The 24,017-nt window shown below is 62.2% G+C and carries 27 protein-coding genes; 14 read left to right on the top strand and 13 right to left on the bottom strand.

Translation table 11 applies throughout. From position 1 onward, the window contains the following. Positions 1-38: 38 nt before the first annotated feature. The 5 genes from EV286_RS25045 to ftsZ form a co-directional block, all read right to left on the bottom strand. Positions 39-1,787, bottom strand: a complete 1,749-nt coding sequence (locus EV286_RS25045; protein ID WP_132959902.1) for a hypothetical protein — start codon at positions 1,785-1,787, stop codon at positions 39-41. 126 nt (positions 1,788-1,913) lie between these two features. After that, positions 1,914-2,258, bottom strand: coding sequence for a hypothetical protein (locus EV286_RS25040; RefSeq protein WP_245500819.1), 345 nt, complete (start codon positions 2,256-2,258; stop codon positions 1,914-1,916). Positions 2,259-2,363: 105 nt separating this feature from the next. Then, positions 2,364-2,690: a chaperone modulator CbpM gene (locus EV286_RS25035; RefSeq protein WP_132959901.1), complete on the bottom strand. Its 327-nt coding sequence runs from the start codon at positions 2,688-2,690 to the stop codon at positions 2,364-2,366. A 2-nt stretch (positions 2,691-2,692) separates the two neighbouring features. After that, on the bottom strand, positions 2,693-3,607 hold the full coding sequence (locus tag EV286_RS25030) for a DnaJ C-terminal domain-containing protein (RefSeq protein WP_132959900.1): 915 nt from the start codon (positions 3,605-3,607) through the stop codon (positions 2,693-2,695). 155 nt (positions 3,608-3,762) lie between these two features. Next, positions 3,763-4,803 carry a cell division protein FtsZ gene (ftsZ, locus tag EV286_RS25025; protein WP_132959899.1) on the bottom strand — a complete coding sequence of 347 codons (1,041 nt, stop codon included), beginning with the start codon at positions 4,801-4,803 and terminating at the stop codon, positions 3,763-3,765. Positions 4,804-5,008: 205 nt separating this feature from the next. Here ftsZ and EV286_RS25020 point away from each other — a divergent pair, with 205 nt between their 5' ends. The 4 genes from EV286_RS25020 (at position 5,009) to EV286_RS25005 (ending at position 9,190) form a co-directional block, all read left to right on the top strand. Then, positions 5,009-5,215 carry a hypothetical protein gene (locus EV286_RS25020; protein ID WP_132960049.1) on the top strand — a complete coding sequence of 69 codons (207 nt, stop codon included), beginning with the start codon at positions 5,009-5,011 and terminating at the stop codon, positions 5,213-5,215. 99 nt (positions 5,216-5,314) lie between these two features. Then, positions 5,315-6,322 carry a 2-dehydropantoate 2-reductase gene (locus EV286_RS25015; protein WP_132959898.1) on the top strand — a complete coding sequence of 336 codons (1,008 nt, stop codon included), beginning with the start codon at positions 5,315-5,317 and terminating at the stop codon, positions 6,320-6,322. 175 nt (positions 6,323-6,497) lie between these two features. After that, entirely contained in the window at positions 6,498-7,064 is a 567-nt protein-coding gene (locus tag EV286_RS25010) for a biliverdin-producing heme oxygenase (RefSeq protein WP_132959897.1), read from the top strand. After that, a complete protein-coding gene (locus EV286_RS25005; protein WP_207909918.1) occupies positions 7,061-9,190 on the top strand; it encodes a histidine kinase dimerization/phosphoacceptor domain -containing protein in 2,130 nt (709 codons plus the stop codon). The genes EV286_RS25010 and EV286_RS25005 overlap by 4 nt, the downstream gene beginning before the upstream one ends. A gap of 50 nt (positions 9,191-9,240) precedes the next feature. Here the strand turns inward: EV286_RS25005 and EV286_RS25000 are convergent, their stop codons facing one another. After that, complete coding sequence (locus EV286_RS25000) at positions 9,241-10,401, bottom strand: extracellular solute-binding protein (RefSeq protein ID WP_245500827.1); 1,161 nt, start codon at positions 10,399-10,401, stop codon at positions 9,241-9,243. Positions 10,402-10,720: 319 nt separating this feature from the next. Between EV286_RS25000 and EV286_RS24995 the strand changes: the two genes are divergently transcribed. From EV286_RS24995 to EV286_RS24975, 5 genes are all read left to right on the top strand, one after another. After that, entirely contained in the window at positions 10,721-10,948 is a 228-nt protein-coding gene (locus EV286_RS24995) for a hypothetical protein (protein WP_132959894.1), read from the top strand. Positions 10,949-10,965: 17 nt separating this feature from the next. Next, positions 10,966-11,922, top strand: coding sequence for a 4-hydroxy-tetrahydrodipicolinate synthase (gene dapA / locus EV286_RS24990; protein WP_132959893.1), 957 nt, complete (start codon positions 10,966-10,968; stop codon positions 11,920-11,922). Between the two features lie 144 nt (positions 11,923-12,066). After that, positions 12,067-12,261 carry a hypothetical protein gene (locus tag EV286_RS24985; protein WP_132959892.1) on the top strand — a complete coding sequence of 65 codons (195 nt, stop codon included), beginning with the start codon at positions 12,067-12,069 and terminating at the stop codon, positions 12,259-12,261. Between the two features lie 35 nt (positions 12,262-12,296). Next, on the top strand, positions 12,297-12,557 hold the full coding sequence (locus tag EV286_RS24980) for a hypothetical protein (RefSeq protein ID WP_132959891.1): 261 nt from the start codon (positions 12,297-12,299) through the stop codon (positions 12,555-12,557). Between the two features lie 155 nt (positions 12,558-12,712). Next, positions 12,713-13,027, top strand: coding sequence for a DUF1883 domain-containing protein (locus tag EV286_RS24975; protein WP_132959890.1), 315 nt, complete (start codon positions 12,713-12,715; stop codon positions 13,025-13,027). Positions 13,028-13,060: 33 nt separating this feature from the next. Here the strand turns inward: EV286_RS24975 and EV286_RS24970 are convergent, their stop codons facing one another. Next, positions 13,061-14,377 (bottom strand): replication-associated recombination protein A, encoded by a 1,317-nt coding sequence (locus EV286_RS24970; RefSeq protein WP_132959889.1) that lies wholly within the window; start codon positions 14,375-14,377, stop codon positions 13,061-13,063. Beyond that, positions 14,374-15,777, bottom strand: a complete 1,404-nt coding sequence (locus EV286_RS24965; protein ID WP_132959888.1) for a DegQ family serine endoprotease — start codon at positions 15,775-15,777, stop codon at positions 14,374-14,376. Before EV286_RS24965 ends, EV286_RS24970 begins: the two co-directional genes overlap by 4 nt. Before the next feature lie 250 nt (positions 15,778-16,027). Here EV286_RS24965 and EV286_RS24960 point away from each other — a divergent pair, with 250 nt between their 5' ends. From EV286_RS24960 to EV286_RS24950, 3 genes are all read left to right on the top strand, one after another. Next, complete coding sequence (locus EV286_RS24960; protein ID WP_245500818.1) at positions 16,028-16,414, top strand: lysozyme inhibitor LprI family protein; 387 nt, start codon at positions 16,028-16,030, stop codon at positions 16,412-16,414. Between the two features lie 68 nt (positions 16,415-16,482). Continuing rightward, complete coding sequence (locus tag EV286_RS24955; RefSeq protein WP_132959887.1) at positions 16,483-16,938, top strand: MarR family transcriptional regulator; 456 nt, start codon at positions 16,483-16,485, stop codon at positions 16,936-16,938. A gap of 21 nt (positions 16,939-16,959) precedes the next feature. Beyond that, positions 16,960-17,466, top strand: a complete 507-nt coding sequence (locus EV286_RS24950; protein WP_245500817.1) for a hypothetical protein — start codon at positions 16,960-16,962, stop codon at positions 17,464-17,466. On the opposite strand, the gene ilvD is transcribed toward EV286_RS24950, so the two are convergent. Further along, positions 17,402-19,237 (bottom strand): dihydroxy-acid dehydratase, encoded by a 1,836-nt coding sequence (gene ilvD / locus EV286_RS24945; protein ID WP_132959886.1) that lies wholly within the window; start codon positions 19,235-19,237, stop codon positions 17,402-17,404. The two genes, EV286_RS24950 and ilvD, sit on opposite strands and share 65 nt — an antisense overlap. A 351-nt stretch (positions 19,238-19,588) precedes the next feature. Between ilvD and msrP the strand changes: the two genes are divergently transcribed. Next, positions 19,589-20,533 (top strand): protein-methionine-sulfoxide reductase catalytic subunit MsrP, encoded by a 945-nt coding sequence (msrP, locus tag EV286_RS24940; protein WP_132959885.1) that lies wholly within the window; start codon positions 19,589-19,591, stop codon positions 20,531-20,533. After that, a complete protein-coding gene (gene msrQ, locus EV286_RS24935; RefSeq protein WP_132959884.1) occupies positions 20,533-21,198 on the top strand; it encodes a protein-methionine-sulfoxide reductase heme-binding subunit MsrQ in 666 nt (221 codons plus the stop codon). Before msrP ends, msrQ begins: the two co-directional genes overlap by 1 nt. A gap of 105 nt (positions 21,199-21,303) precedes the next feature. On the opposite strand, the gene rplQ is transcribed toward msrQ, so the two are convergent. From rplQ to rpsM, 4 genes are all read right to left on the bottom strand, one after another. Beyond that, a complete protein-coding gene (rplQ, locus tag EV286_RS24930) occupies positions 21,304-21,729 on the bottom strand; it encodes a 50S ribosomal protein L17 (protein ID WP_132959883.1) in 426 nt (141 codons plus the stop codon). A gap of 125 nt (positions 21,730-21,854) precedes the next feature. Next, positions 21,855-22,865: a DNA-directed RNA polymerase subunit alpha gene (locus tag EV286_RS24925; protein WP_132959882.1), complete on the bottom strand. Its 1,011-nt coding sequence runs from the start codon at positions 22,863-22,865 to the stop codon at positions 21,855-21,857. Positions 22,866-22,968: 103 nt separating this feature from the next. Beyond that, positions 22,969-23,358 (bottom strand): 30S ribosomal protein S11, encoded by a 390-nt coding sequence (gene rpsK, locus EV286_RS24920; RefSeq protein WP_003547577.1) that lies wholly within the window; start codon positions 23,356-23,358, stop codon positions 22,969-22,971. Positions 23,359-23,488: 130 nt separating this feature from the next. Then, positions 23,489-23,857 carry a 30S ribosomal protein S13 gene (gene rpsM / locus EV286_RS24915; RefSeq protein ID WP_132959881.1) on the bottom strand — a complete coding sequence of 123 codons (369 nt, stop codon included), beginning with the start codon at positions 23,855-23,857 and terminating at the stop codon, positions 23,489-23,491. Positions 23,858-24,017 lie beyond the last annotated feature (160 nt).

The following is a 24,017-nucleotide window of genomic DNA, read 5'->3' as shown; positions in this document are numbered from 1 at the left end:
AAGCGCAGCCTGAAGCGCGCAAGATGCCGGTCAACCGCTCACAATGCCTTCGCGAGCTTGGTCGTTCCCAGCTCTGCGCCCGCCTTCGTCAATCCGTCGGCGATCGAGGCGGCAAGGCCCGGTTCGATCCGAAGCGCCGACATCCTGCTGTGAAACCCCGGGGCGAAATCCGGATCGTGATTGCGAATGTGGAGGAGACGCTTTGCGGTCTGGTCGGAACCGAGCTCTCCGAGCGCGGCGAGTTGCACGGCACGGACGAGGAAATCGTGGCTGTTGGTCTGCTCGGCAAGCAAGGACGCCTTCGACCAGTCGCCGGATTGATAGGCATCGAGGGCAAGAACGAGCATGGCGTCCCTCGGCACCGCGTCCACGGTGCGGGCGGCGTCCCGGGCCAGGGACACGCCGGCCTGCCGATAGCCGGCCAGGAAGAGCACCATGCCGAGCTTTGCTGAAACTTCCGGATTGTTCGGATTGAGCGCCATCGCGCGGTTTCCGGTCTGGATCGCCGCGTCCGCGCGGCCGGATAGAAACTGAGCCGCCATGAGCGCCATGTGAGCACGATCCGATAGCGGGGCGATCGCGACCGCGCGTTGCGCAAGGGTTAAGGAATGCGATATCGCCGCCTCGTCCGGGGCAGCCCCCCCTGCCGCCGCAAGTACGCGCGAAAGCGTGGCGATTGCATCGTCATCGTTCGGGTCACCGGCAAGCGTGCGCCTCAAGCAATTCTCCGCCTTGGCCATGCCCTCGGCATCGCCCTCCTCGAGTTCGTATTCGGCGCGCAATACGCAGGCGTTGCCAAGAGTGCCGGTAGCGCTGTCGTGCGTCTCGATATTGTTGATGACCCCGCGCGTCATCGCAAAGCGCCGAGAGAGTATGCCGACAAGCTCGTTCGTTGCCACCGCGTCCGACATCCCGTCGCCGGAAACGCGTTCGATACCCGAATTCAGGAGGTCGCCGGACCGTCTGTCGACGACCTGCCACCAGACGCTGCGCTCCGCCCTGTCGCGGTAATATTTCATATCGATCTCGTAGGCGTTGGAGGCCATCTCACCGAATGACACGACCGCACTGCGCTCCCGCACAGGCTGCGTCGCGATCCGGAGCGTCTGGAACTGGGTGATTGCGGTGACCAGCATGTCGCGCGTGACGGCCGCATCAGCCTGCAGCGCGTCGTCAGCGGCGCTCATTGCGAGGGAAACTGTCGGGCGATCGGTCACGAGAGGCCGCATCATGTGGACTGTCGTTCCGATGATCGGCACGGCAAGAAGAGCCAGCGCGCACGCCGCAAGCAGCAGCCGGCGATGGCTCGCGGCGACAGGTACCGAAGTGACAACGGCCTGATCGCTGCCAGGCGATGTCGATGTCTCCGCCTCCGCTCGATGCCCCGGCCCCCGTGGACCTCCTTCCGCGGCAGCGTCATCACCGGGCGTAAGCAAGAAGCGGGTGACATAGCGCCCCTTCGGCAGGTCTATCAAAATTCCTGTCGGCGTGCCGAAGGCCTCGTAATACTGGCTGAGCGCATTGCGCAGTCGGCTGACCTCGATACGAACGATCGGATCGAGCGACGCATCGAAATTGCTAGCGCGTCCGAGCACATCGATGGCGATCGAGTAGGCCTTGACCCCCTCGGGATGGCCGATGAATCCCTGCTCCGCAATGTACTTGAGGATCGAGCCCGCCCGCTCCGTGGCATGAAATCTTGGATCGGAAAGCAGCCTTTCCAGCTCGAGCCTGGCGTCTGCTTCGGTAACTTCGCAAGGCCTTGTGTCGTGTCCTTCAGCGCCCATAGCCGCTCCCCACACGCATTCGTTCAAGCTCGGTCCAACATCCGCTTTATCGCCTCAAAAGACTATAGTTGCAATAGACATCGCTAACAAAACCAGCAGACGTCAATTTCAAGGGGATCGAAGAGGCTATTCTGGCACACCGGAATGGTGCTCCAGGCAGTACTGAATCACCTCGGATTCGATCTCGGCGCAGATATTTTCGTACTCAGCGATGATCAGCTCGTTGTCTGCACCAAGATCGGCGAGCAGGCGTTCCAACGTCGTCCTCGCATCATCATAGGCCTCGAACAGGCTTCCGAGGGACGGCGAGCGTGACGCAAGCAACTGCAACTGTCCGCGTAGCGCGGGCAGCTTGAGCATGAGCCTCCAAAGGCCTCGTTTCTCGGTCCCCACCGGCGCTCTTTCGCTGCAGTTGTCCACATCGATAGGAACGGTCCGGCTCACGCCGGTCGCCTGGAGGATGATAGACATCGCGGCGCTTCCCGATGAAGTACGTTACGGTAAAAAGGCAGCTAGGCAGCGGCCGCACCAGATACATGCCCGCCGTGCGGGCTGGAGGCGCAAAGTCCGCAAGCGCTATCGCTGGGAGCCGCCCTTTTCGAGGCAGTCGAAGATCAGCGACTGCACCTTGGGATCCTGCGCGCGCACAGCATCCATGACGTCCTGAAGCTTACCGCGCAGGCCGTGGATCTGGTCGAGAAGGTTCATGGCAACGTCGATTCCGCTGTCGTTCACACCCATGGCCTCGACGAGATCCACGATCAGCCTGCCGCGCGCGACATCAGACTCCGCGAACTGCGATCTCTGCTCGCCGTCGGCCGGCACGATCCAGCGCTGTTCGATCCAGAGCTGGAGTGTCGCGGTCTCGATCCTGAGGCGGTGGCAATATTCCAGTTCGTCCATAGTCAGACTCCCCATCCCTTCCTCGGATCCTGCGCCTTTCCGGCCTCCCAGCCCTCCGCGAAGGCAGCGAGCTCCGCATCCGGCGCCTCCGGTAGCATCACCTTGAGAATGACATAGGCGTCTCCGTTGCCGCCGCCCTTCTTCGGCACGCCCTTGCCTTTCAGCCGCAGGGTCTTGCCGGTGCTGGAATTGGCCGGGAGGGTGAGCGTCACCGCGCCCGTCAGCGTCGGCACAGGTATCTTGCCGCCCAGGATCGCCTCGCGCAACGAGATCGGAACCTCGATGCGGATATCGTCACCGTCGCGCACGAAGAGCGGGTGCGGGCGGACGCTGATATCGATCAGCGCGTCGCCATTGGGACCACCTGCAGCGCCGGGTTCGCCTTTGCCGCGCAGCCGCAAGGTCTGACCGTCGCTGGTGCCCGGCGGAATCTGCAGGTCGAGTGCAGCACCGTCGGGAAGTGTGATCTGACGCTTCGCGCCATTTACGGCGTCGAGCAAGTCGACCTCCATTGCATAATGTACGTCGCGGCCACGCATCGGGCCCTGCCTACGGCTACGGTTGGAGAAGAAGCTGGAGAAAATGTCATCGGCATCGCCAAAGTCGGCGAAGCCGCCGCTATTGCGATAGCGCTCATCGCTGCCACCACCGGACGCATATTCGCGATAGTAGTTGCGCTGTGGCTGCTCGGCACCCGTGGCGTCGATCTCGCCCTTGTCGAAGCGTGCGCGCTTTTCCTCATCGCCCACGACCGCATAGGCGGCCGAAACCGCTTTGAAGCGCTCTTCCGCAGCCTTGTCACCGGGATTGAGATCCGGATGAAGCTTCTTTGCTAGCTTGCGGTATGCGCTCTGAATGTCCTTTTGCGAGGCTGTACGTGCCACGCCCAGGATATCGTATGGGTCGCTGCTGCTCATCGTGTCCCCGTCTTCGCCTGATTTCGGAAAACCTATACCGCCACGGCAAAAGGACAAGCGCGGGGCCGCGGCAGCAACGAAATTTCACGAAAACAGACATCGGGGAAAGCCCGGCCGGATCTGTTTCAACCGGCCGGGAAAGGAAGGATCGAGCCCTACTGCAGCGTCCGCGTCGGCGCTGCCATTTCCTGGCCTGCCGAGGCACCCGGCTGCGGAGCAGCGGCACCCTGCAAGGCGGCGTCGAGGCCCGTTGCCACCACCGAGACGCGGAACTTGCCATCCAGGTTGCGGTCGAAGATTGCGCCGACAACGATATCGGCGTCGTCCTGCACCTCGTCGCGAATGCGGCTCGCCGCCTCGTCGACCTCGAAAAGCGTCATGTCGGAACCACCCGAAATCGAGATCAGCACGCCCCTCGCGCCTCTCATCGAAATGTCGTCGAGCAGCGGATTGGCGATTGCCGCCTCGGCGGCCAGAAGCGCCCTGCCCTCGCCGGACGACTCGCCGGTTCCCATCATCGCCCGGCCCATGCCGCGCATGACCGATTTGACGTCGGCAAAATCGAGGTTGATGAGGCCTTCCTTGACGATGAGGTCCGTAATGCAGCCGACCCCCGCGTAGAGCACACGGTCGGCAGTCATGAAGGCATCGGCAAAGGTGGTCTTGGCGTCGGCAATGCGGAAAAGGTTCTGGTTCGGGATGACGATCACCGTGTCGGCGGCCTGGCGAAGCAGCTCGATGCCTTCGTCTGCGGTACGCATGCGGCGGTTGCCTTCAAAGGTGAAAGGCTTCGTGACAACGCCGACCGTGAGGATGCCGGCATTCCGCGCCGCCTGGGCGATGACAGGTGCGGCCCCCGTGCCGGTTCCGCCGCCCATGCCGGCGGTAACGAAGCACATGTGCGAACCCGAGAGATGGTCCATGATCTCGTCGATCGACTCTTCTGCCGCCGCACGCCCGATTTCGGGCAGCGAGCCCGCGCCCAGCCCCTCGGTCACATGCGCGCCGAGCTGGATGCGCCGCGTCGCCTTCGAAGTCGCAAGCACCTGCGCATCCGTATTGGCGGCGACGAATTCGACGCCCTCCAGCTTTTCGGCGATCATGTTGTTGATGGCGTTGCCGCCTCCGCCGCCGACGCCGATCACCATGATCTTCGGCCGCATTTCAAAAATGCCGTTGTCTCTGGCGTTCGCCATCGCAATCTCCTTTGCGCAGATGTCCCGTCCCGGTCTCGGTCTGTCAGGCAAGACCGAATCACAGCTCAGACTAGCCGCGCAACAAGGCAGAGGCTTGGCGAAAGGGCAAGATGGGTTTACTTTAAAACTTTTGAGGAACATTTCTACGTCTTCGCGCATCTAGAAGAAATCGGCATCTGAAGAGAGGAGGACCGCCGACATGTCCATGACAGCAGTATCCACGTCCGTCGCTCCCGCACACGACCATGTCCTGACGGCACAGGAGGCGCTTGAACCGCTCTTCCTTGCCCTTGAGGAAGAGGTCGAGGTCAAGATGATTGCGGCTGCCGTCAAGGCCGGATGGTCGTTGGAGGATGCTGTCGAGGCAATCGACGAGCTGCGACGCAGCGAATTGGTCGGCGACGCGCATTGACGCGGTGCTTGCAGCGATCCTCCCGGAATTGTCACTCGCCTCCGTTGGGAAGATGACCTAAGTCTGTCGGACGAAGAAACGTCCGCGGAGACTGGACATATGCCCATCAGTAAAATCTGCATCTATGGCGCCGGCGCGCTGGGTGGCGCGCTCGCGGCAAAGCTGGCATCTGGTCTGGGTGCCGGTGCCACCGTCTCGGTGGTCGCCCGGGGCGACCATCTGGAGGCGATCCGGCGCCATGGCCTCAAGCTCTTCGAGGCCGACGCCGCGCAGCCGCTCGAGGTCAGGATCGCCGCCACCGACGATCCGGCAGAGCTTGGCCCGCAGGATCTGGTCATTACCGGGCTGAAGGGCCATCAGCTCAGCCCCGCGGCCGAGGGCATCGCGAAGCTCCTCAAGCAGGGAACTCGCGTCGTAATGGTCCTCAACGGGATTCCATGGTGGTATTTCCACCGCGATGCGCAAAGCCGCTATGCGGAGCGCCAGCTCGAAGAACTTGATCCGGGCGGCAGGCTCTGGCGTCTGATCGGTCCGGAGCGCGTCATCGGCTGCGTCGCTTATCAAGGCGCCGAAGTCACGAAGCCGGGCGAGGTAACGCTCTCCAACAAGGGCCGCTTCATTCTCGGCGAACCTTCGGGCGAAATCTCGCCCGACCTGGAGGCGATCGCGAGCCTCCTGTCCCGATCGGACGTAACCGTAGCAACGACACCCCTCATCCGCGACGAGATCTGGAACAAGCTGATGGGCAATGCCGCCTTCAACCCGATCAGCGCCCTTACGCGCGCGCAGATGAACGACCTGATGGCCGACCCGGCGCTCGCGAGCATGGTCGGCAAGGTCATGAACGAGGTTCGCGCGGTCGGCGAGGCACTCGGCACGCGCTTTGCGGTCAATGTGGAGCAGAGGCTCGAACAGTCACGCGCCATCGGGCCGGTGCGCACATCGATGCTGCAGGATCTTCTCAGCGGCAAGGCGCTCGAAGTTGTGCCCCTTGTCGGCATGGTCGTTTCGCTCGGCCGCCTCGCCTCCGTTCCGACCCCTGTTTCGGAGACAATCCTTGCGCTGGTTACGCAGCTAGATAAGGAGAACAGGCGCGCCGCCGCCTGATCAAGGCGGAAGGCTCGATCGACGGCGTACCGGACTTCACAAAGGCGAAGAGCCGGCTCCCGTCCGCCTCTTTCCGCGCAAGAATACTGCCTCGTACCTCGGCCAAAGCGTCAAAACCTTTCCTTCGAGACGTTTTTGCCTATGTTTAACGTGCAAGACGAGGTGGGAAAATTGCATGGAAGTTGAAGCGGCGGATACAACGCCAGCAATCGCAATGATGCGCGCCGCAACCGGCGAGGCACATCGGAGACTTGAAGATCGCCTAGCGGCAGTTGCGCAGCTTTCACATCCGGAGAGGCGGGCCGAGCTGCTTCAGCGGTACGCTGCTCTCCATATTCCGGCGCGCGCAGCGCTCGCGACGGAACTCGAGGCCGTGCCCGATCTCGACTTCCCGGACCGCTGCCGCGCCAACCTCCTCTTCCCATTTGTCGGTCGAAAGCCCCTTCCGCCGTTCCCCCGGCCGGCGTCACGCGCGGAGGCGCTTGGCCTGCTCTATGTCCTTGAAGGCTCCACGCTCGGTGGCAGATACATCATGCGAGCGCTTGCCGAACAGGGCATCGACGATCCGGATCTTGCATTTCTCGACCCCTATGGTCATGCGACGGGCGTCCGTTGGCGCGGCTTCCTGTCCGTGCTCGAACGCGAGACGGCCGGCGACGCGGACCGCATAAAGGAAGCCACGAGGGGCGCGATCCGCGGCTTTGATCATGCCGAACAGGTGTTGTGCGAGGAGGAGCCTTGAAAGCCCAGGATATCGACCTCACGGTCTGCGACCGCGAGCCAATCCACGTCCCCGGTTCGATACAGCCACATGGCATCTTGCTGGTCGTAGACCCCGCAAGCGGCCGTGTGACGCACGGCGCCGGGGAGATCGGCAAGCGACTCGGGCTCGGCGACTGGATCGGCCGGCCGCTCGGGGTCGTTCTCGGCGAGGAAGCCGCCGCCGCCATAGAGGGCGCTTCGCCCGGCGTGCTGCGCCAGGTCACCCCACCTGCAAGCTCGGAAACCTTCGACCTCGCCTATCACATGTCGGGAAAGCGGCTGCTGGTGGAGCTGGAGCCCGCCGGATCAATGGCCTTTTCCGTCGCCCTCCTGCCGCAGATCGAGTCGGCCGCGGCTGCCTTCGAACGCGCCACCGATCTGAGGGAACTCTGCGACGCGGCGGCAAGAGAGTTCAGGCGGCTGAGCGGCTATGACCGGGTCATGGTGTACCGTTTTCTGGAAAGCGATGCCGGCATGGTCGTGGCCGAGGATACTGCTCCCGGCCAGCACTCGTTCCTCAACCATCACTTTCCTGCCTCGGACATCCCCAAGCAGGCGCGCGCTCTCTATGTACGCAATCTGGTGCGGGTGATCCCTGACGTGTCCTATGAACCGGCACCGCTTCAGCCTGCCTGGACTGAAGACGAACCGCTCGACATGAGCGACTGCGGGCTGCGCAGCGTTTCTCCGGTTCATGTGCAATACCTGAAAAACATGGGCGTTGCGGCCTCTGCATCGGTCTCGATCGTCAAGGACGGCGCGCTATGGGGGCTGATTGCCTGCCACAACAGCACGCCGCGGCCGATCGCTGCGGACGTGCGAGCTGCCTGCCGCGCTCTCGCCGGCGGCCTTTCGCGCCAGATAAAGGCACGGGAAGAGACGGACGCCTATCGCGAGAGGGTGCGGCTGCGGACCTTTGAGGACCGTATCGTCGAACTTCTGCTGCGCGAGGGCTCCCTCGATGCTGCGATCTTCAACCACCTCGACGAAATCATGCAGATGCTGGATGCCGACGGTGTCGCGGTGCTGCGCGGCAGCGAGGTCGTTCGCGGAGGGAAGTCCCCGTCGGAGGCCGAGGTCCGCAAACTGGCGGCATGGGTTGCCAGAACGTCTAGCCTTCCGCTCTTCTCGACGAATTCCCTCTCTGCTCAATACCAGCTCCCCGAGGCCGAACGCCCCTTGGCCGCAGGTCTCCTCGCCATAACGCTTTCAGCAAGCGAACCGTGGCTCGTCTTGTGGTTTCGGGCGGAGGAAACCGAGGTCGTGAACTGGGCCGGCAATCCACACAAGCACGTCGTGCCGGGCGAAGGCGGCACCCTCAACCCGCGTGCCAGCTTCGAAGCCTGGACCGAAATCGTCGAAGGGAGAGCCCGACGCTGGACGATACCCGAGGTGGAGGCCGCAGGCCACCTACGCGTGGCGGTGACGAATGTGTGGCAGACGCGCCGCATCATCGACCTGAACCGGCAGCTCCTGAGCACCGTGGAGCAGAAGGAAAGCCTGCTTCAGCAGAAGGAATTCCTGATCGGCGAAATAAACCATCGCGTCCAGAACAGCCTGCAGCTGGTTTCCAGCTTCCTCAAACTGCAGGCGCGCGAATCCGACGACACATCGCTGCAGAACGCAATCGACGAAGCCTGCCGGCGCATCGCCGCGGTCTCATTGGTTCACCGCCGCCTCTATAGCTCCGACCAGCTCGAGGCGATCGACGCGGCGCGCTATGTCGATGAACTGCTTGACGACCTTGCTGCATCGTTCGGCGCGGACTGGGCAGCACATCTGGTACGCGACCTGCAGCCGATCGTGCTGCCGAACGATCGCGCGATCGGGCTAGGGCTCGTGCTCACGGAACTCGTCATCAACGCCAACAAATATGCCTATGGCGGCAAGGCGGGCCGCCTTCGTGTGACGCTCTCAGAGGATCGCAACCGATTCCGGCTCATCGTTGCCGACGAAGGCGTCGGCCGGGGCTCGGCGCGCACCGGCTTCGGCAGCAGGCTGATCAACGGGCTTGTGGGCCAGCTCGGCGGCACACTGGAGTACCAGGACAACCAGCCCGGCACGAGGGTGGTGCTCAGCGCACCGATCGAGCCGGTTTCGAGATAGCCTTCAACGGCGTGCGGACAAGACCGGGCCGCCAGCGCCAGAAGACGACCTCATTGCGGCAGGCACATTGGTGCGGCCTTAGGGATGTTGAAGGACATCGGCCCAAGTGGGGCGGGTTCCTCCGGAACACATTCGATGTCTACACCCACGATGCTCCCCCATCCATTCATAATGGTATCCCTCGCCTTCTCCTGCTGCTCCAGCGTCGGAAAGAACGGCTCGGGATTTCCACGGTCCCTTCCCGAGGGCCTGATGCCCTTCCTGAGATCGGCCGGCACCTTGTCATCGTGCAGCAAGCCCGCCAGACGGATCGGTTGGCAATTGCCCTTCAGCCAAGCAAGCTGTGTCTCGTCGGAATAAAGGTACTCCATCCAGAGCCGTGCCGCGTTCGGATGCGGCGCGAGGGCACTGATCCCCTGAACGTAGACGCCGGCAACCACGGCTGTCTGAGGGCGGATCACCTCCACCCTGATCTTGCCCGCGAGACTGTCGCGGTCACCAAGGGCAAGGTAATCCCAGCGCACCATAATAGGCGTGCGCCCGTCGACAAACGCGTCGAATCTGCCGACGACAGGAACGAAATTTCCCTTCCTGTGAAGTTCGGAAAAGAAATCCAGTCCACGCTCGGTCGCCGTCTCGGCATTGCCGCCGGAGGTCGAGAGTCCGGCAGCGAAAACGGTCAGGACGGCCTGATTGGACGAAGGATTGCCGCCGAGCGCAACCGAGTTCCGGTATTCTGGCGCCAGGAGATCGGCCCAGTCCCTGGGCATCTTCGAGACGAAATTGGCGTTGACCTCAAAGACGAGCGTTCCGTAGTAGTCGCCGTACCAATAGGCTTCGGCATCCTTTGCAGCACTCGGGATGCTATCCCAGGCGCGCACCTTGTATGGCTGCAGCAAACCCTCTCGCTTTGCCGCCGGACCGAAGGAGAGACCGACATCGATCACGTCCGGCGCAGGGGTTGTCGCGTTGTCGCGCGCAGCCCTGATTGCGTCGATCTCCTCCTCGGATGAAATTTGTGGCTTTAACTCGTTCACCCTCAAGCCATATTTGATCTTGAAGTCGTCGATGATTCCGCCATAGCCGCACCAATCCCGTGGTAGGGCGATCACGTTGAGCTCGCCTTCCACTTTCGCCGCGGCCGCAAGATCATCGATCGGTCCCGCAAATGCAATGGCGGGATATGCCAGCGTCGCGAGTCCCGACGACATCAATGCCAGGCAGCTTGCTCTCAACCCTCTCCCCATGGCCGTCCCTCCTTGGAGCGTGATCAACTGTCGAGTTTGTATTAGCATACTGCAATATTCATAAAAACGAACCGCTCCGTGCCTGCACGTTTGACTTTCATGGGGGTGTTCGCGGGAACGGTTCCCGCAGTCAGTCCGCCATCTGGCTCGCCCAGCTCTGCGCACGCGTGGCGGCCTTTATGGTTTTCCTATTTTTTCGCCAGGCGTCGCGAATGGAATTCCTATCCGCTTCGGGCGTACCCTTGGGCTCCAGTGCAGATGTTCCAATGCAGAGACGAACGACATGCGCCAGATTCTTTCCACTACGCCCGAGGCGACCGCGCTTGTCACGCGCATCGGCGGTCAGCGGCGCGAAGCTTCCATCCGCTCCGACGAGCTTAAGCCCTCTTCCCGTCCAAGACGGCTCGGCCGGAACCGCCAGATGCGCGAGCGCCGCACGGCGCACCTGCTCGTAACCTTCGGCATCGTGCTCGCCTGCGTCGAACTGTATGTGATCCTGCACGTACTCTGAGCCAAAAAACCACACCCATGAGAATCGACCTCCCCGAGGGCGGCAAGCCGCCGCCTCGTATTCATGGCGCCATTACGGCGCTTGTCACCCCCTTCAAGAACGGTGCCCTCGACCATGTCGGTTTGATGGGGCTTGTCGAATGGCAGATCCGCAATGGCATTGCGGGTCTCGTCGCCTGCGGCACGACCGGCGAGGCGCCGACGCTGACCGAGGCAGAGCAGACGCGGATCATCAGCATCTGTGTCGAGATCGCCGAGGGCAAGCTGCCCATCATCGCCGGTACCGGCACCAACTCCACTGAAACGACGATCGCGCGGACGCGCCGGGCCGCCACTCTCGGCGCCAGTGCCGCCCTTGTCGTGGTACCCTATTATTCGAAGCCGACCCAGGAAGGCATCTGCCGCCATTTCGAGGCGGTCGCCGCCAGCACCGACATTCCGCTGATCATCTACAATGTCCCCTCGCGCACGGCAGCCGATCTCTCGCCGGCCACGATCGAGAGGCTCGCGAAGATCCCGACGGTCATCGGCATCAAGGACGCCACGGGCGACATCAGCCGCATCGTCGGCCTCTCGCCGCTCCTGCGCAATAGACTGACGATGCTCTCCGGCCATGACGCGACTGCTCTCGCCTTCGCGATGGTCGGCGGCCGCGGAACGATCTCGGTCGCCTCCAACGTCGTGCCCCGACTTTTCTCAGCGATGCAGCAGGCCGCCCAGGCAGGCAACTTTGACGCCGCGCTGGCCCTGCAGCATCGCCTGCGCCCGCTCATGAGGGCGCTGGAACTGGAAACCAACCCGGTGCCGGTGAAATACGCGCTGCATCTCATGCGGGGCCTGGACCCCGAGGTACGCCTGCCCCTGGTCCCTGCGGAGGAAGCCACCAAGGCGGCGATCCGCGCCGCCGTGGAACCCTTCCTCAAGGACCCGATGAGCGGCTGCAAGGCGCGCTCGCTTGTCCGGTTCGATATATAGAAATGCGCTATCTATATGAGATTTTAATACTTTTCTCTCTGGCGCCAAATGGAATTCCTATCGAACGATGAATAGATTCTTCAGTATGCACCGAGGTCGAAGTATTCGATGCCGGTGCGGTGGCACTCTGAAAGGATCTTTGTGATGTCACGCATTTCTGATTTCGGCGCTTCAGCCGACCCGCTTCAACCCCGGCGCGGCAAGGTTGCCGCGCGGGCCGAAAGCCAAGCCCCATTCCATTCGCTCCATGCCGGTCTTGTCGCAATCGCGCCCCGGCTCGTGGGGGTCATCCTGCTCGCCGGCGCTATCCAGCTGCTGCTTGGCTGGATCCACCACTAAACGATCGAACGAATGACATCAGGGACTTGAAAATCATGGCAAACATACAGCACATCCAGCGCCTCGCCTCCGGTTCTCCGCGTCGGGCCCGCTTCACGGTTGGCCGCGACATCGGGGGCCGCTGGATCGTCCAGGACAGGCAAGGCCGCGTCGGTGGTCTCTTCGTCAATGAGGCCGCCGCCCTGCACTTCGCTGCCGCAGAATGCAATCATGATCCGGCGGAAATCTGCCGCGCACCGGACGACACCGTCCTCGATTTTGCGCCCTCTTCCGACCCTCGCTCGAATTTGCACTGAGTAGTGTCCATCGCCTTGCCCGTCTGGGGAACTCAACGACGGGCAAGGCGCGGGAAGCGTTGCGAACATCGGGCCAGCCGCGCTTCCCGAACCTTTCGTTAACCGGCCTGCCCTTATGGTAGCAGGCCTGACGTCACGAAAGCTCAAGAGACAGGATGCCAAAGCCCGCCTTCCGCTTTACCCATTATGACCTCAAGGAACAGCGCGCCGGGACCATCATCGAGGTGGCCCTGAACGCGGTCAATAACGTGCGCCTGATGACGGCGCCGAACTTCCAGCGCTTTACCGAACTGTTGGACTTCAAGTATCTCGGTGGCGTGGCGAAAAAAGCGCCGGTGAGAATCGTCATCCCCGAGAGCGGCCACTGGCACCTGATCGTCGACATGGAAGGCCATCACGGCCTTGCGGATTCCTCGGTCAAGATCGTATCGGCGCCGGCCGCCAACGCGAAGCTGCAGAAGACCTCCTGACCCCTGCCGGTCCCGGACGAACGGCGCGAGGCCTCAGCCTCCCCCGCGCTCCCTGCGCAATTTCGCCCACCAGTCCAGCCTCTTCCTGATGTCGCGCTCGAAACCGCGCTCCGGTGGATCGTAGAAGGTCCGCCGACCCATTTTCTCCGGGAAATAGTCCTGGCCGGAAAAGGCGTCCGGCTCGTCATGGTCGTAGCGATAGCCGTCGCCGTAGCCCTCGCCCTTCATCAGCTTCGTGGGAGCGTTCAGGATATGCTTCGGCGGCAGCAGCGAGCCATTCTCCTTGGCTGCCTGTGTGGCGGCCTTGAAGGCCGTGTAGACTGCATTGGATTTCGGAGCGGTCGCCAGGTAGACGCAGGCTTGCGCAAGCGCCAGCTCGCCTTCGGGTGATCCGAGATAGTCGTAAGCGTCCTTTGCCGCATTGCAGATCACCAGCGCCTGCGGATCGGCAAGGCCGATATCCTCCACCGCCATGCGAACCAGGCGGCGACCGAGATAGAGTGGATCCTCGCCGGCGTCGAACATGCGGGCAAGGTAATAGAGCGCGGCGTCCGGGTCCGAGCCGCGCACGGACTTGTGCAGCGCCGAAATCAGATTGTAGTGGCCGTCCTGGGCCTTGTCGTAGACCGGCGCACGGCGCTGCACGATGCGCACCAGCGCGTCCGCGTCGAAGACCTCATCCTTGCGGGCTGCGCGCCAGACCTCCTCGGCAAGGGTCAGCACCGCGCGTCCATCTCCATCGGCCATGCGGACAAGGCTCGCGCGTGCCTCTGCGGTCAACGGCAGCGGCTTGCTCTCGGCATTCTCCGCGCGTTGAAGCAGTTCCCCGAGACTTTCCTCGTCATGCGGTTTGAAGGTCAGCACCCTTGCACGGGAAAGAAGGGCCGCATTGAGCTCGAAGGACGGGTTCTCCGTCGTCGCGCCGACGAGGATGACTGTGCCGTCTTCCATTACCGGCAGGAAGCTATCCTGCTGGGCGCGGTTGAAGCGATGGATCTCGTCGACGAAGAGCAATGTCTGGCGGCCATCCATGCGGCGCAGCCGCGCAGTCTCGAAGACCTTCTTGAGATCGGCAACGCCGGAGAAGATCGCCGAGATCTGCTCGAAGGCAAGGCCCGCCTCGCCCGAAAGCAGCCGCGCGACGGTCGTCTTGCCAGTGCCCGGCGGCCCCCAGAAGATCATCGAGCCGAGCGAACCAGAGGCGATCATCCGGCGCAGGATGCCATCCTCGCCGGTCAGATGTGACTGGCCGGTGACATCGGCGAGAGTCTGCGGCCGCAGACGATCCGCCAGGGGCCGCCTATTGGCGACCTCCTCGGGAATCCGCGGTGCAAACAGGTCATCGCTCATCGGAAGAACTGCCGTATCCGTTGACCGTCCCGCTCGATCTCGACGCGCCACAGGCCGGGATCGTCAGCGGCGATGGAGGCGAGCTCGCCCGTCGACTTAACCTCCTGCCCGTTGATCGAGACGATGATGTCGCGCGGTTCGAAGCCGAGGCGGGCAGCGGGAGAATCGTCCTCGACTTGCGAGACGACGACGCCGGTCGAATCCGTCGGCATGCGCAATTCGTCGGCGACCAGCGGCGAAAGATTTTCGACGACGGCGCCGGTGAAGGGTGTGCGGCCGCCAATCGTGCGCTGGTCGCGCGGCTCGGTCTCCGGCGCGCGCGCGAGCGCCAGGCTGACCTGTGCCTCGTGACCGCCTTCGGCGACCGAGAGGTTCACGGATTTGCCGAGGCCGGCCGTCGTCAACCGATACAGTAGTGCATCGGGATGCTCGACGGGAATGCCGTCGACGGCGGTCACGATCTCACCCGCCTTGAGGCCAGCCTTGGCCGCCGGGCTTCCATCCATCACCTTTGCGATAAGGGCGCCTCGTGCCTTGTCGAGACCCAACGCTTCGGCGACATCAGACGTGACCGGTTCAAAAGTCGCTCCGACATAAGGACGCTCGAAGCTCTTCGCGCCAGCATCGGCCGAGGCAAGAAAGACCTTGACCAGATTGGCCGGGATCGCGAAACCGACACCGTTCGAGCCGCCACCGCGCGAGAAGATCGCCGTGTTGATGCCGATGAGCTGGCCGTCCATGTTCATCAATGCGCCGCCGGAATTGCCGGGATTGATCGCCGCGTCGGTCTGGATGAAGAAGCCGAACTCATTCTTCACGACCTGGTTGCGGGCTAGCGCCGAGACGATGCCGCTTGTCACCGTCTGGCCGACGCCGAAGGGATTGCCGATGGCGAGCACGAGATCGCCGACCTCGACTGCGTCGGAATCGCCGACCTGAAGCGTCGGGAAGGTCTCCTTGCTTTCGATCTTCAGAACAGCGAGATCGACGCGATCGTCCTTGAGCACGACCTTGCAGGGGAATTCCCGGCCGTCGGACAGGGCGATCTTGATATCGTCCGCCCCGTCGATGACGTGATTGTTGGTCACCACAGTGCCGTTCGCCTCTACGATCACGCCCGAACCGAGCGAAGACTGCTTCTCTGTGCGGTTCGGCATTCGCTGGCCGAAGAACTGCTCGAAGAAGGGGTCGCCGGCGAAAGGCGACTGGCTGCGAACGGTCTTCTCGGCATAGACGTTGACGACCGCGCCTGATGTCTGCTTGACGAGCGGCGCGAAGGAAAGCTTCATCTGTGCCTCGCTTTGCGGCACGGTCTTCTCGGCCTGCGCCCAGGCTGTGGGGGGCAGAACGAGCACCAGCGCAAAGATCGAGACGGAGAAGCGTTTCAGCAGACCCTGCATGTGATTCCTTTGAAATTTTCTTTTGTAGAGAACGTTGTAGCGCCGGACGCTAGAAAGAAAAGAGGGCGGAAGCATGGAAGATTGCCGCGGCGAAAAGAGGGTGAAAAGCCGCCGCCCAATGAACAAAAACCTCCGCAAAGGCTTTTGTTTAGTGACCTTGGCTTGTCAATTCACTCGCCACCCGTTGCTCAATGTCACCGTTAGGTGATTTTGATTTGAATGCTGTCGAACGCTTCTTCAAGGAGGGAAAATGAACATGGATTTTCGGGCATGGATCGCGCCCTGCTGTGCGAAAAAAGTCGTCGTGCTCGGCCTTGCCGCGGCTTCCCTGTTCGCTTCGAGCGTTGCCTCACCGGCAGCCAGCTTCGATTGCGATGCGCCGGCGCTCAAGCCCGATGAAAAGGCAATCTGCGATAACCGCGCGCTCAACGACGCCGACGTCAAAATGGTCACGACGTTCGAACTTCTCTCGGGGCTGCTGGCCATGGGCGCGCGCGGCACGCTGCAGGATGAACAAAGCGCGTGGCTGAAGAAGCGCCAGGCATGCGGTGCCGACGTCACCTGCCTGAAGACCTCGTATGACGAACGCCTGAAGCAGCTCGACCAGACCTACAAGAATATCAATCGGCCACTCTGACCGCAGCCCAGCCATCCGCGATGCGCACTCACATTGACAGCACACTGTCGTTATGACAGTGTGCTGTCATGATTAGCGATATTGATGCGTCGATTAGCACTCTTGCCCTGACCGTCTTCCGTGCCAATGGCGCGCTGATCGCGGCGGGCGACGCTTTGACCGAGCCCTTCGGCCTCTCGAGCGCCCGTTGGCAAGTCATGGGCGCGATCGCGCTTGCCGGCCAACCGCTGACGGTCGCGCAGATCGCCCGCAACATGGGCCTCGCGCGCCAGTCGGTGCAGCGGCTGGTCGATGAATTGCAGCGGCAGGGCAACATCGACTTCGAGGACAATCCGCAGCACAAGCGGGCGAAGCTGGTGAGGCTGACGCCAGCAGGCGCGGACGCATATGCCGGGATCATGGAGCGCTGGGGCGCGCTTTCCACGCGGCTCACCAGGCAAATGGACGCCACGCGGATCAGGGCGGCGATTGATATCCTGGAGCAGCTTTCTACCGGATTGGACGAGTTGCGTCCGCCGGACTGACCTCGCAGAAGGACGACGACGATGAAGACACTTCATCCCGTGGCCGGCGCACTCGCGCTGGCGACGACCCTGTTGTTTTGGCTTTCGACGGTATCAAGCGAACTCTTCGGCGGCCCGGAGGCCATCCGCTTCGTCAAGCTCGCCATTCCATGGGGCTTGCTGCTGCTGGTACCAGCACTCGCCTTTACGGGCTTCAGCGGCTCCCGCCTCGGTGGACGGTGGAAACATCCCGTTGTCACCGCCAAGCGCAGACGCATGCCGGTCATCGCCCTCAATGGACTACTGGTGCTCGTCCCCTGCGCCTTCGTGCTGCGGCATCTGGCGATCTATGGCGCTCTCGGCACGACCTTCTACGCCGTGCAGGCACTGGAGCTCTGCGCCGGCGCGCTGAACATCTCGCTGATCGGCCTGAATTTTCGAGATGGACTGCGGCTCAGGCGCAAAGGCCGAGCCGCAGAAACCCTCACTCCGGAAGGATGCGGACTGCACCGCGATCAGCGCTCGTCGCAAAGGCTGCGTAGGCCTTGAGCGCCGTCGTGACGTTGCGCTTGCGCTTCTCGGCAGGCTGCCAGCCCTTGTTGTCCTGCTCTGCGCGGCGCGCTGCCAGTTCGGATTCGCTCACCCGCAGGCTGATCGTACGATTCGGGATGTCGATATCGATCATATCCCCTTCCCGCACGAGGCCGATCGTTCCGCCATTGGCCGCTTCCGGCGAGACGTGACCGATGGACAGGCCGGACGTGCCGCCGGAGAAGCGGCCGTCGGTGATCAGCGCGCAGGCCTTGCCAAGGCCTTTCGACTTCAGGTAGCTCGTCGGATAAAGCATCTCCTGCATGCCGGGGCCGCCCTTGGGGCCTTCATAGCGGATGACGACGACGTCACCGGCTTTGACCTCATTGGCAAGGATCGCCTTGACCGATGCATCCTGGCTCTCGAAGACGCGGGCCGGACCGGAGAATTTCAGGATCGATTCATCGACGCCCGCCGTCTTCACGATGCAGCCGTCAAGCGCCAGATTGCCCTTCAGAACGGCAAGACCGCCATCCTTGGAGAAAGGGTGCTCGACGGAGCGGATGACGCCGTGTTCGCGATCGGTGTCCAGTTCTTCCCAGCGGGAATCCTGGCTGAAGGCGACCTGGGTCGGAACACCGCCGGGAGCCGCACGGAAAAAGTCGCGAACCGTCTCGCTGCTGGTGCGCGTGATGTCCCATCGGTCGATCGCATCGCCGAGCGTCTCGGCGTGGACGGTCGGGCAATCGCGGTTGATCAGGCCGCCTTTGTCCAACTCGCCAAGGATCGACATGATGCCGCCGGCGCGATGGACATCTTCCATGTGAACGTCGCTCTTGGCCGGCGCGACCTTCGACAGGCAGGGTACACGGCGCGAGAGCGCGTCGATGTCCGCCATCGTGAAATCGATCTCGCCTTCATGTGCCGCTGCCAGGATGTGCAGAACCGTGTTGGTCGATCCGCCCATGGCAATATCGAGCGACATGGCGTTCTCGAAGGCCCGCTTGGAAGCGACCTTGCGCGGCAGAACGCTCTCGTCTTCCTGCTCGTAGTAACGGCGGGCAATGTCGACGATCAAATGACCGGCTTCGACGAAGAGACGCTTGCGGTCCGCATGCGTGGCAAGCGTCGAGCCGTTGCCGGGCAGCGATAGGCCGAGCGCTTCCGTCAGGCAGTTCATGGAATTGGCGGTAAACATGCCGGAGCACGAACCGCAGGTCGGACAGGCCGAACGCTCGATGACCTTGACGTCCTCGTCGCTAATCTTGTCATCGGCGGCCGCAACCATGGCGTCGACGAGATCGAGGGCGACCTTCTTGCCATGCAGGACGACCTTGCCGGCTTCCATCGGGCCACCGGAAACAAAGACGCTCGGGATATTGAGGCGCAGCGAAGCCATGAGCATGCCGGGAGTGATCTTGTCGCAGTTGGAGATGCAGACCATCGCGTCGGCGCAATGGGCGTTCACCATGTATTCGACGCTGTCGGCGATCAGTTCGCGCGACGGCAGCGAATAGAGCATGCCGTCATGGCCCATGGCGATGCCGTCATCGACGGCGATCGTGTTGAACTCCTTGGCGACGCCGCCAGCCGCCTCGATCTCACGCGCGACAAGCTGCCCCAGATCCTTGAGGTGGACGTGGCCGGGCACGAACTGCGTGAAGGAATTCACCACCGCAATGATCGGCTTGCCGAAATCCGAATCCTTCATGCCCGTCGCGCGCCAAAGGCCGCGCGCACCCGCCATATTGCGGCCATGGGTGGTGGTTCTGGAACGATACGCTGGCATGATGTTTTCCTCGAGTCTGGAATTGTCTCGGATGCCGCTTCGAGGCTACGCGCCTCCGGAAAAATCCCGGCACATTCCGCTTTTTGGAATTGTCCTAATCCAATCGCCCTCCCCTGTCACTACCGATGCGACCGAAACCGGTACGCCTCAAGAGACGCGGGAGCCGGGGCCAAACAGCAAATAAACCGCCCCGAGTAGAGTAGACAACGATCTCCACTCTTTATTCCATCCGGTCTGAACACAAAAAGTTGCCTTCTTCCGAGGCTGAATTCCATCGTACAGCTGTAACAAAACACGCCTTGTCTTCGTATAGAGCGTATCATCACTGCAGTTGCAGAAAGGAATATCAGGATGACAGCCTATCATCCTCCGAAGATCGCCTCCTCGGAGATCACGCCGCGCGGCATGTACTTGCGGCGTCGCGAATTCCTCGGAGCGGCAGCCGTGGCCGCGCTTGCCCTTTCGGGCACCGATGCCATGGCCGCGCCGCTGGCGGCAGCCAAGAGCAGCTATACGGTCGATGAGCCCCTGACGCCGATCAAGGACGTCACGACCTACAATAATTTCTACGAGTTCGGCCTCGACAAGGGCGATCCCGCCGCACTCTCCGGCAAATTCAAGCCGCTGCCCTGGACCATCAAGGTCGACGGCATGGTCGGCAAGCCCGGCACCTTCGACATCGAGGCCCTCATCAAGGAATTCCCGCCCGAAGAACGGGTCTACCGCATGCGTTGCGTCGAGGCCTGGTCGATGGTGATTCCCTGGGACGGCTTCCCGCTGGCCGCCCTCCTCGACAAGGTGGAGCCGCTGGGAAGCGCTAAATACGTCGCCTTCGAGACCGTCGTCAGACCCGACCAGATGCCGGGCCAGAACGGCTTTTTCCAGTCCCTGAACTGGCCCTACGTGGAGGGACTGCGGCTTGACGAGGCACGCCATCCGCTCACGCTGCTTGCCGTCGGCCTCTACGGCGAGACCATGCCGAACCAGAACGGTGCCCCCGTTCGCCTGGTGGTGCCGTGGAAATACGGCTTCAAGGGCATCAAGTCGATCGTTCGCATCACGCTCACCGAGGATCAGCCCAAGAACACCTGGCAGCTCACCAATCCGCAGGAATACGGCTTCTATGCCAACGTCAACCCGGCCGTCGACCATCCGCGGTGGAGCCAGGCGACCGAGCGGCGCATCGGCGAAGGCGGCTTCTTCGGCGCCAACAGGCGGCCCACCCTGCCCTTCAACGGCTATGCAGACCAGGTGGCAAGTCTCTACGCCGGGATGGATCTGAGGGCGAATTTCTGATGCCGGCCATATCGCTCAGCCTGCCGAAACGCTGGCAGCCGGCTTCCGTCTGGCTGCTTTATGCGGTTGGCTTCATCCCTGCCGTCTGGCAATTCTATCTCGGCGCCACGGGAAACCTCGGCGCCGATCCGGTCAAGACCTTCGAGTTGTTCCTCGGGCTCTGGACGATACGCTTCCTGATCCTGACGCTCGCGGTCAGCCCCTTGCGCGAACTTGCGGGCTGGAACCTGATCCGTTACCGCAGGGCGCTCGGCCTCCTGACCTTTTACTACGCCCTGATGCATTTCTCGGTCTACATGATCCTCGACCAGGCGCTCTACCTGCAGGCCGTGATCGCTGATGTCGCCAAGCGGCCGTTCATCATGTTCGGCATGGCCGGGCTCGTGTTCCTGGTGCCTCTCGCCATCACTTCGAACATGTTTTCGATCCGCAGGCTCGGCAAGAACTGGGTGAGGCTGCACAAGCTGATTTATCTCGTAGCAGCACTCGGTGCGGTACATTTTTCGCTGGCGACGAAGGTGCTTTCCGTCGAGCAGTACATCTACATCGGCCTGATCACCCTCCTGCTGCTCTACCGCCTGGTTCGACCGGTCCTGCGCAACAGAAAGAGAGACCGGGCCGAACGGCGACAGCCGAACGTCAGCCCGCCACGCGTCGCGGGCTGAAATGCCTGGCGGGTTCTGCGCCTGACCACTTGCCCAGCATCACCACAAACGAAAACAGCCGGATCTTTCGATCCGGCTGTTTTCAGTCCGGCGTACCGGAATGGCTTATGCAGCTTCTGCGGCGGCGGCTTCGGCCTCGACGCGAGCCTTGTCGGCAGCGCCCTTGGCAGCGACGTCGCGATCCACGAACTCAACAACGGCCAGAGCCGCGTTGTCGCCCTGGCGGAAGCCAGCCTTCATGATACGCAGATAGCCGCCATTGCGGGTCGCGTAACGCGAAGCGATCGTGTCGAACAGCTTCGAGACGACAGCGGCATCCTTGATCTGCGAGATCGCCTGGCGGCGAGCGTGCAGGTCGCCGCGCTTGCCGAGCGTGACGAGCTTTTCGACGATCGGACGGATTTCCTTTGCCTTCGGCAGGGTCGTGACGATCTGCTCATGCGTGATGAGCGAAGCAGCCATGTTGGCGAACATCGCCTTGCGGTGGCTGGCAGTTCTGTTCAGCTTGCGGCCGGCTTTTGCGTGGCGCATTGCTATTCTCCTTTATTGCAGTGCCCTTGCCTTGCTGGCGGGCCTGCCGTTTCCTGACACATGCAGGCGACATGCCTGCTGTTTGACTGGGAAAGGCAGCCGAAAGAGCCTGCCTTCTTTGCTTCTTAGTATTGGTCTTCGTAACGCTTGGCGAGATCTTCGATGTTCTCGGGCGGCCATGCCGGCACTTCCATGCCGAGGTGCAGGCCCATGGAAGCGAGAACTTCCTTGATTTCGTTGAGCGACTTGCGACCAAAGTTCGGCGTGCGGAGCATTTCTGCTTCGGTCTTCTGGATGAGGTCGCCGATATAGACGATGTTGTCGTTCTTCAGGCAGTTTGCCGAACGAACCGACAGTTCCAGCTCGTCCACCTTCTTGAGCAGCGCCGGGTTGAAGGCAAGCTCGGTAACGGCTTCCTCTTCGGCTTCCTTCTGCGGCTCGTCGAAGTTGACGAAGACAGAAAGCTGGTCCTGAAGGATGCGCGCCGCGAAGGCAACGGCATCTTCGCCGGTGACCGAACCGTCCGTCTCGATCGTCATGGTCAGCTTGTCGTAGTCGAGAACCTGACCTTCACGGGTGTTCTCAACCTTGTAGGAGACCTTCTTGACCGGCGAATAGAGGCTGTCGACGGGGATAAGCCCGATCGGAGCGTCTTCCGCGCGGTTGCGCTCGGCCGGTACGTAGCCCTTGCCGTTATTGACGGTGAATTCCATACGGATTTCGGCACCCTCGTCGAGCGTGCAGATGACATGCTCGGGGTTGAGGATCTCGATGTCGCCTACCGTCTGGATATCACCGGCCGTCACGACGCCCGGGCCCTGCTTGCGCACGACCATGCGCTTTGCATCGTCGCCATCCATCTTGATGGCGATTTCCTTGATGTTGAGCACGATGTCCGTCACATCTTCCCGAACGCCGGGGATGGAGGAGAACTCGTGCAGCACTCCGTCGATCTGCACGGCCGTTACGGCGGCGCCGCGCAGAGAGGAGAGCAGAACGCGGCGGAGCGCGTTGCCGAGGGTCAGACCAAAGCCGCGCTCAAGCGGTTCCGCGACGAGCGTTGCCTTGGTGCGGCGGCTCGACGAAAACTCGACCTTGTTCGGCTTGATCAGTTCCTGCCAGTTTTTCTGAATCATGTTCCTGCCTTCCGTTCGTTGCCACCATCCAATCGTGGCAACCGAGCTTGAGAAGCACCGGCCGGAACGCTGTCGCGCCCGGCGGTGTTGTGATTGGCGATGATCAGACGCGGCGCTTCTTGCGCGGACGGCAGCCATTGTGCGGGATCGGCGTCACGTCGCGGATCGACGTGATCATGAAACCCGCAGCCTGGAGCGCGCGCAGAGCCGATTCACGACCCGAACCCGGACCGCAAACTTCGACCTCAAGCGACTTCATGCCATGTTCCTGAGCCTTCTTGGCGCAGTCTTCGGCAGCGATCTGGGCAGCAAACGGGGTCGACTTGCGCGAACCCTTGAAGCCCTTGGCACCAGCAGACGACCAGGCAATCGCATTGCCCTGTGCGTCGGTGATGGTGATCATCGTGTTGTTGAAGGTCGAATTGACGTGGGCCACACCCGACGAGATATTTTTGCGCTCGCGACGGCGAACGCGGACAGCTTCCTTGGCCATTACTTTCCTTTCGTTGATCTCTACACCGCCGTAATGCCAGCGGCTCCACCTTCCGGGGCAACAGGATTTAGGCAGCAGGCGACGGGGAGCACCCTATCGCCTGCTGCCTATTGCCCATTGCCTCAAAAAATCACTTCTTCTTGCCAGCAATCGCCTTTGCCGGACCCTTGCGGGTGCGGGCATTGGTGTGCGTGCGCTGACCGCGAACCGGCAGGCCGCGGCGATGACGCAGGCCGCGATAGCAGCCAAGATCCATCAGACGCTTGATGTTCATCGCGGTTTCGCGACGCAGATCGCCTTCGACCTGATAGTCACGGTCGATGGTTTCACGGATCTGAAGAACTTCAGCATCAGTCAGCTGATTGACGCGGCGATCAGCCGGAATACCGACCTTTTCGATGATCTCCTGCGCGAATTTCGGTCCAATCCCGTGAATATAGGTCAGCGCGACGACGACGCGCTTTGCAGTCGGGATGTTGACGCCAGCGATACGTGCCACGCCTATTCTCCTTGCGTTCCAGTTGCCATCCGGCAATAGGGCTTCGTTATGCCGCCACAGGGGCCGCTTGCTCAAATTCGAGTTCGCAACATGTCAAAACGACCGAACCCGGACTTCCTTGGGAAATCCGCGCCGATCGCAGGGCATTTCGCGAGTTGGC

Source organism: Rhizobium sp. BK251 (assembly GCF_004345245.1).
Taxonomy (GTDB): Bacteria; Pseudomonadota; Alphaproteobacteria; order Rhizobiales; family Rhizobiaceae; genus Rhizobium.
The sequence above is the reverse complement of the archived record's forward strand: the minus strand, read 5'-3'. Positions and strand labels throughout refer to the sequence as shown.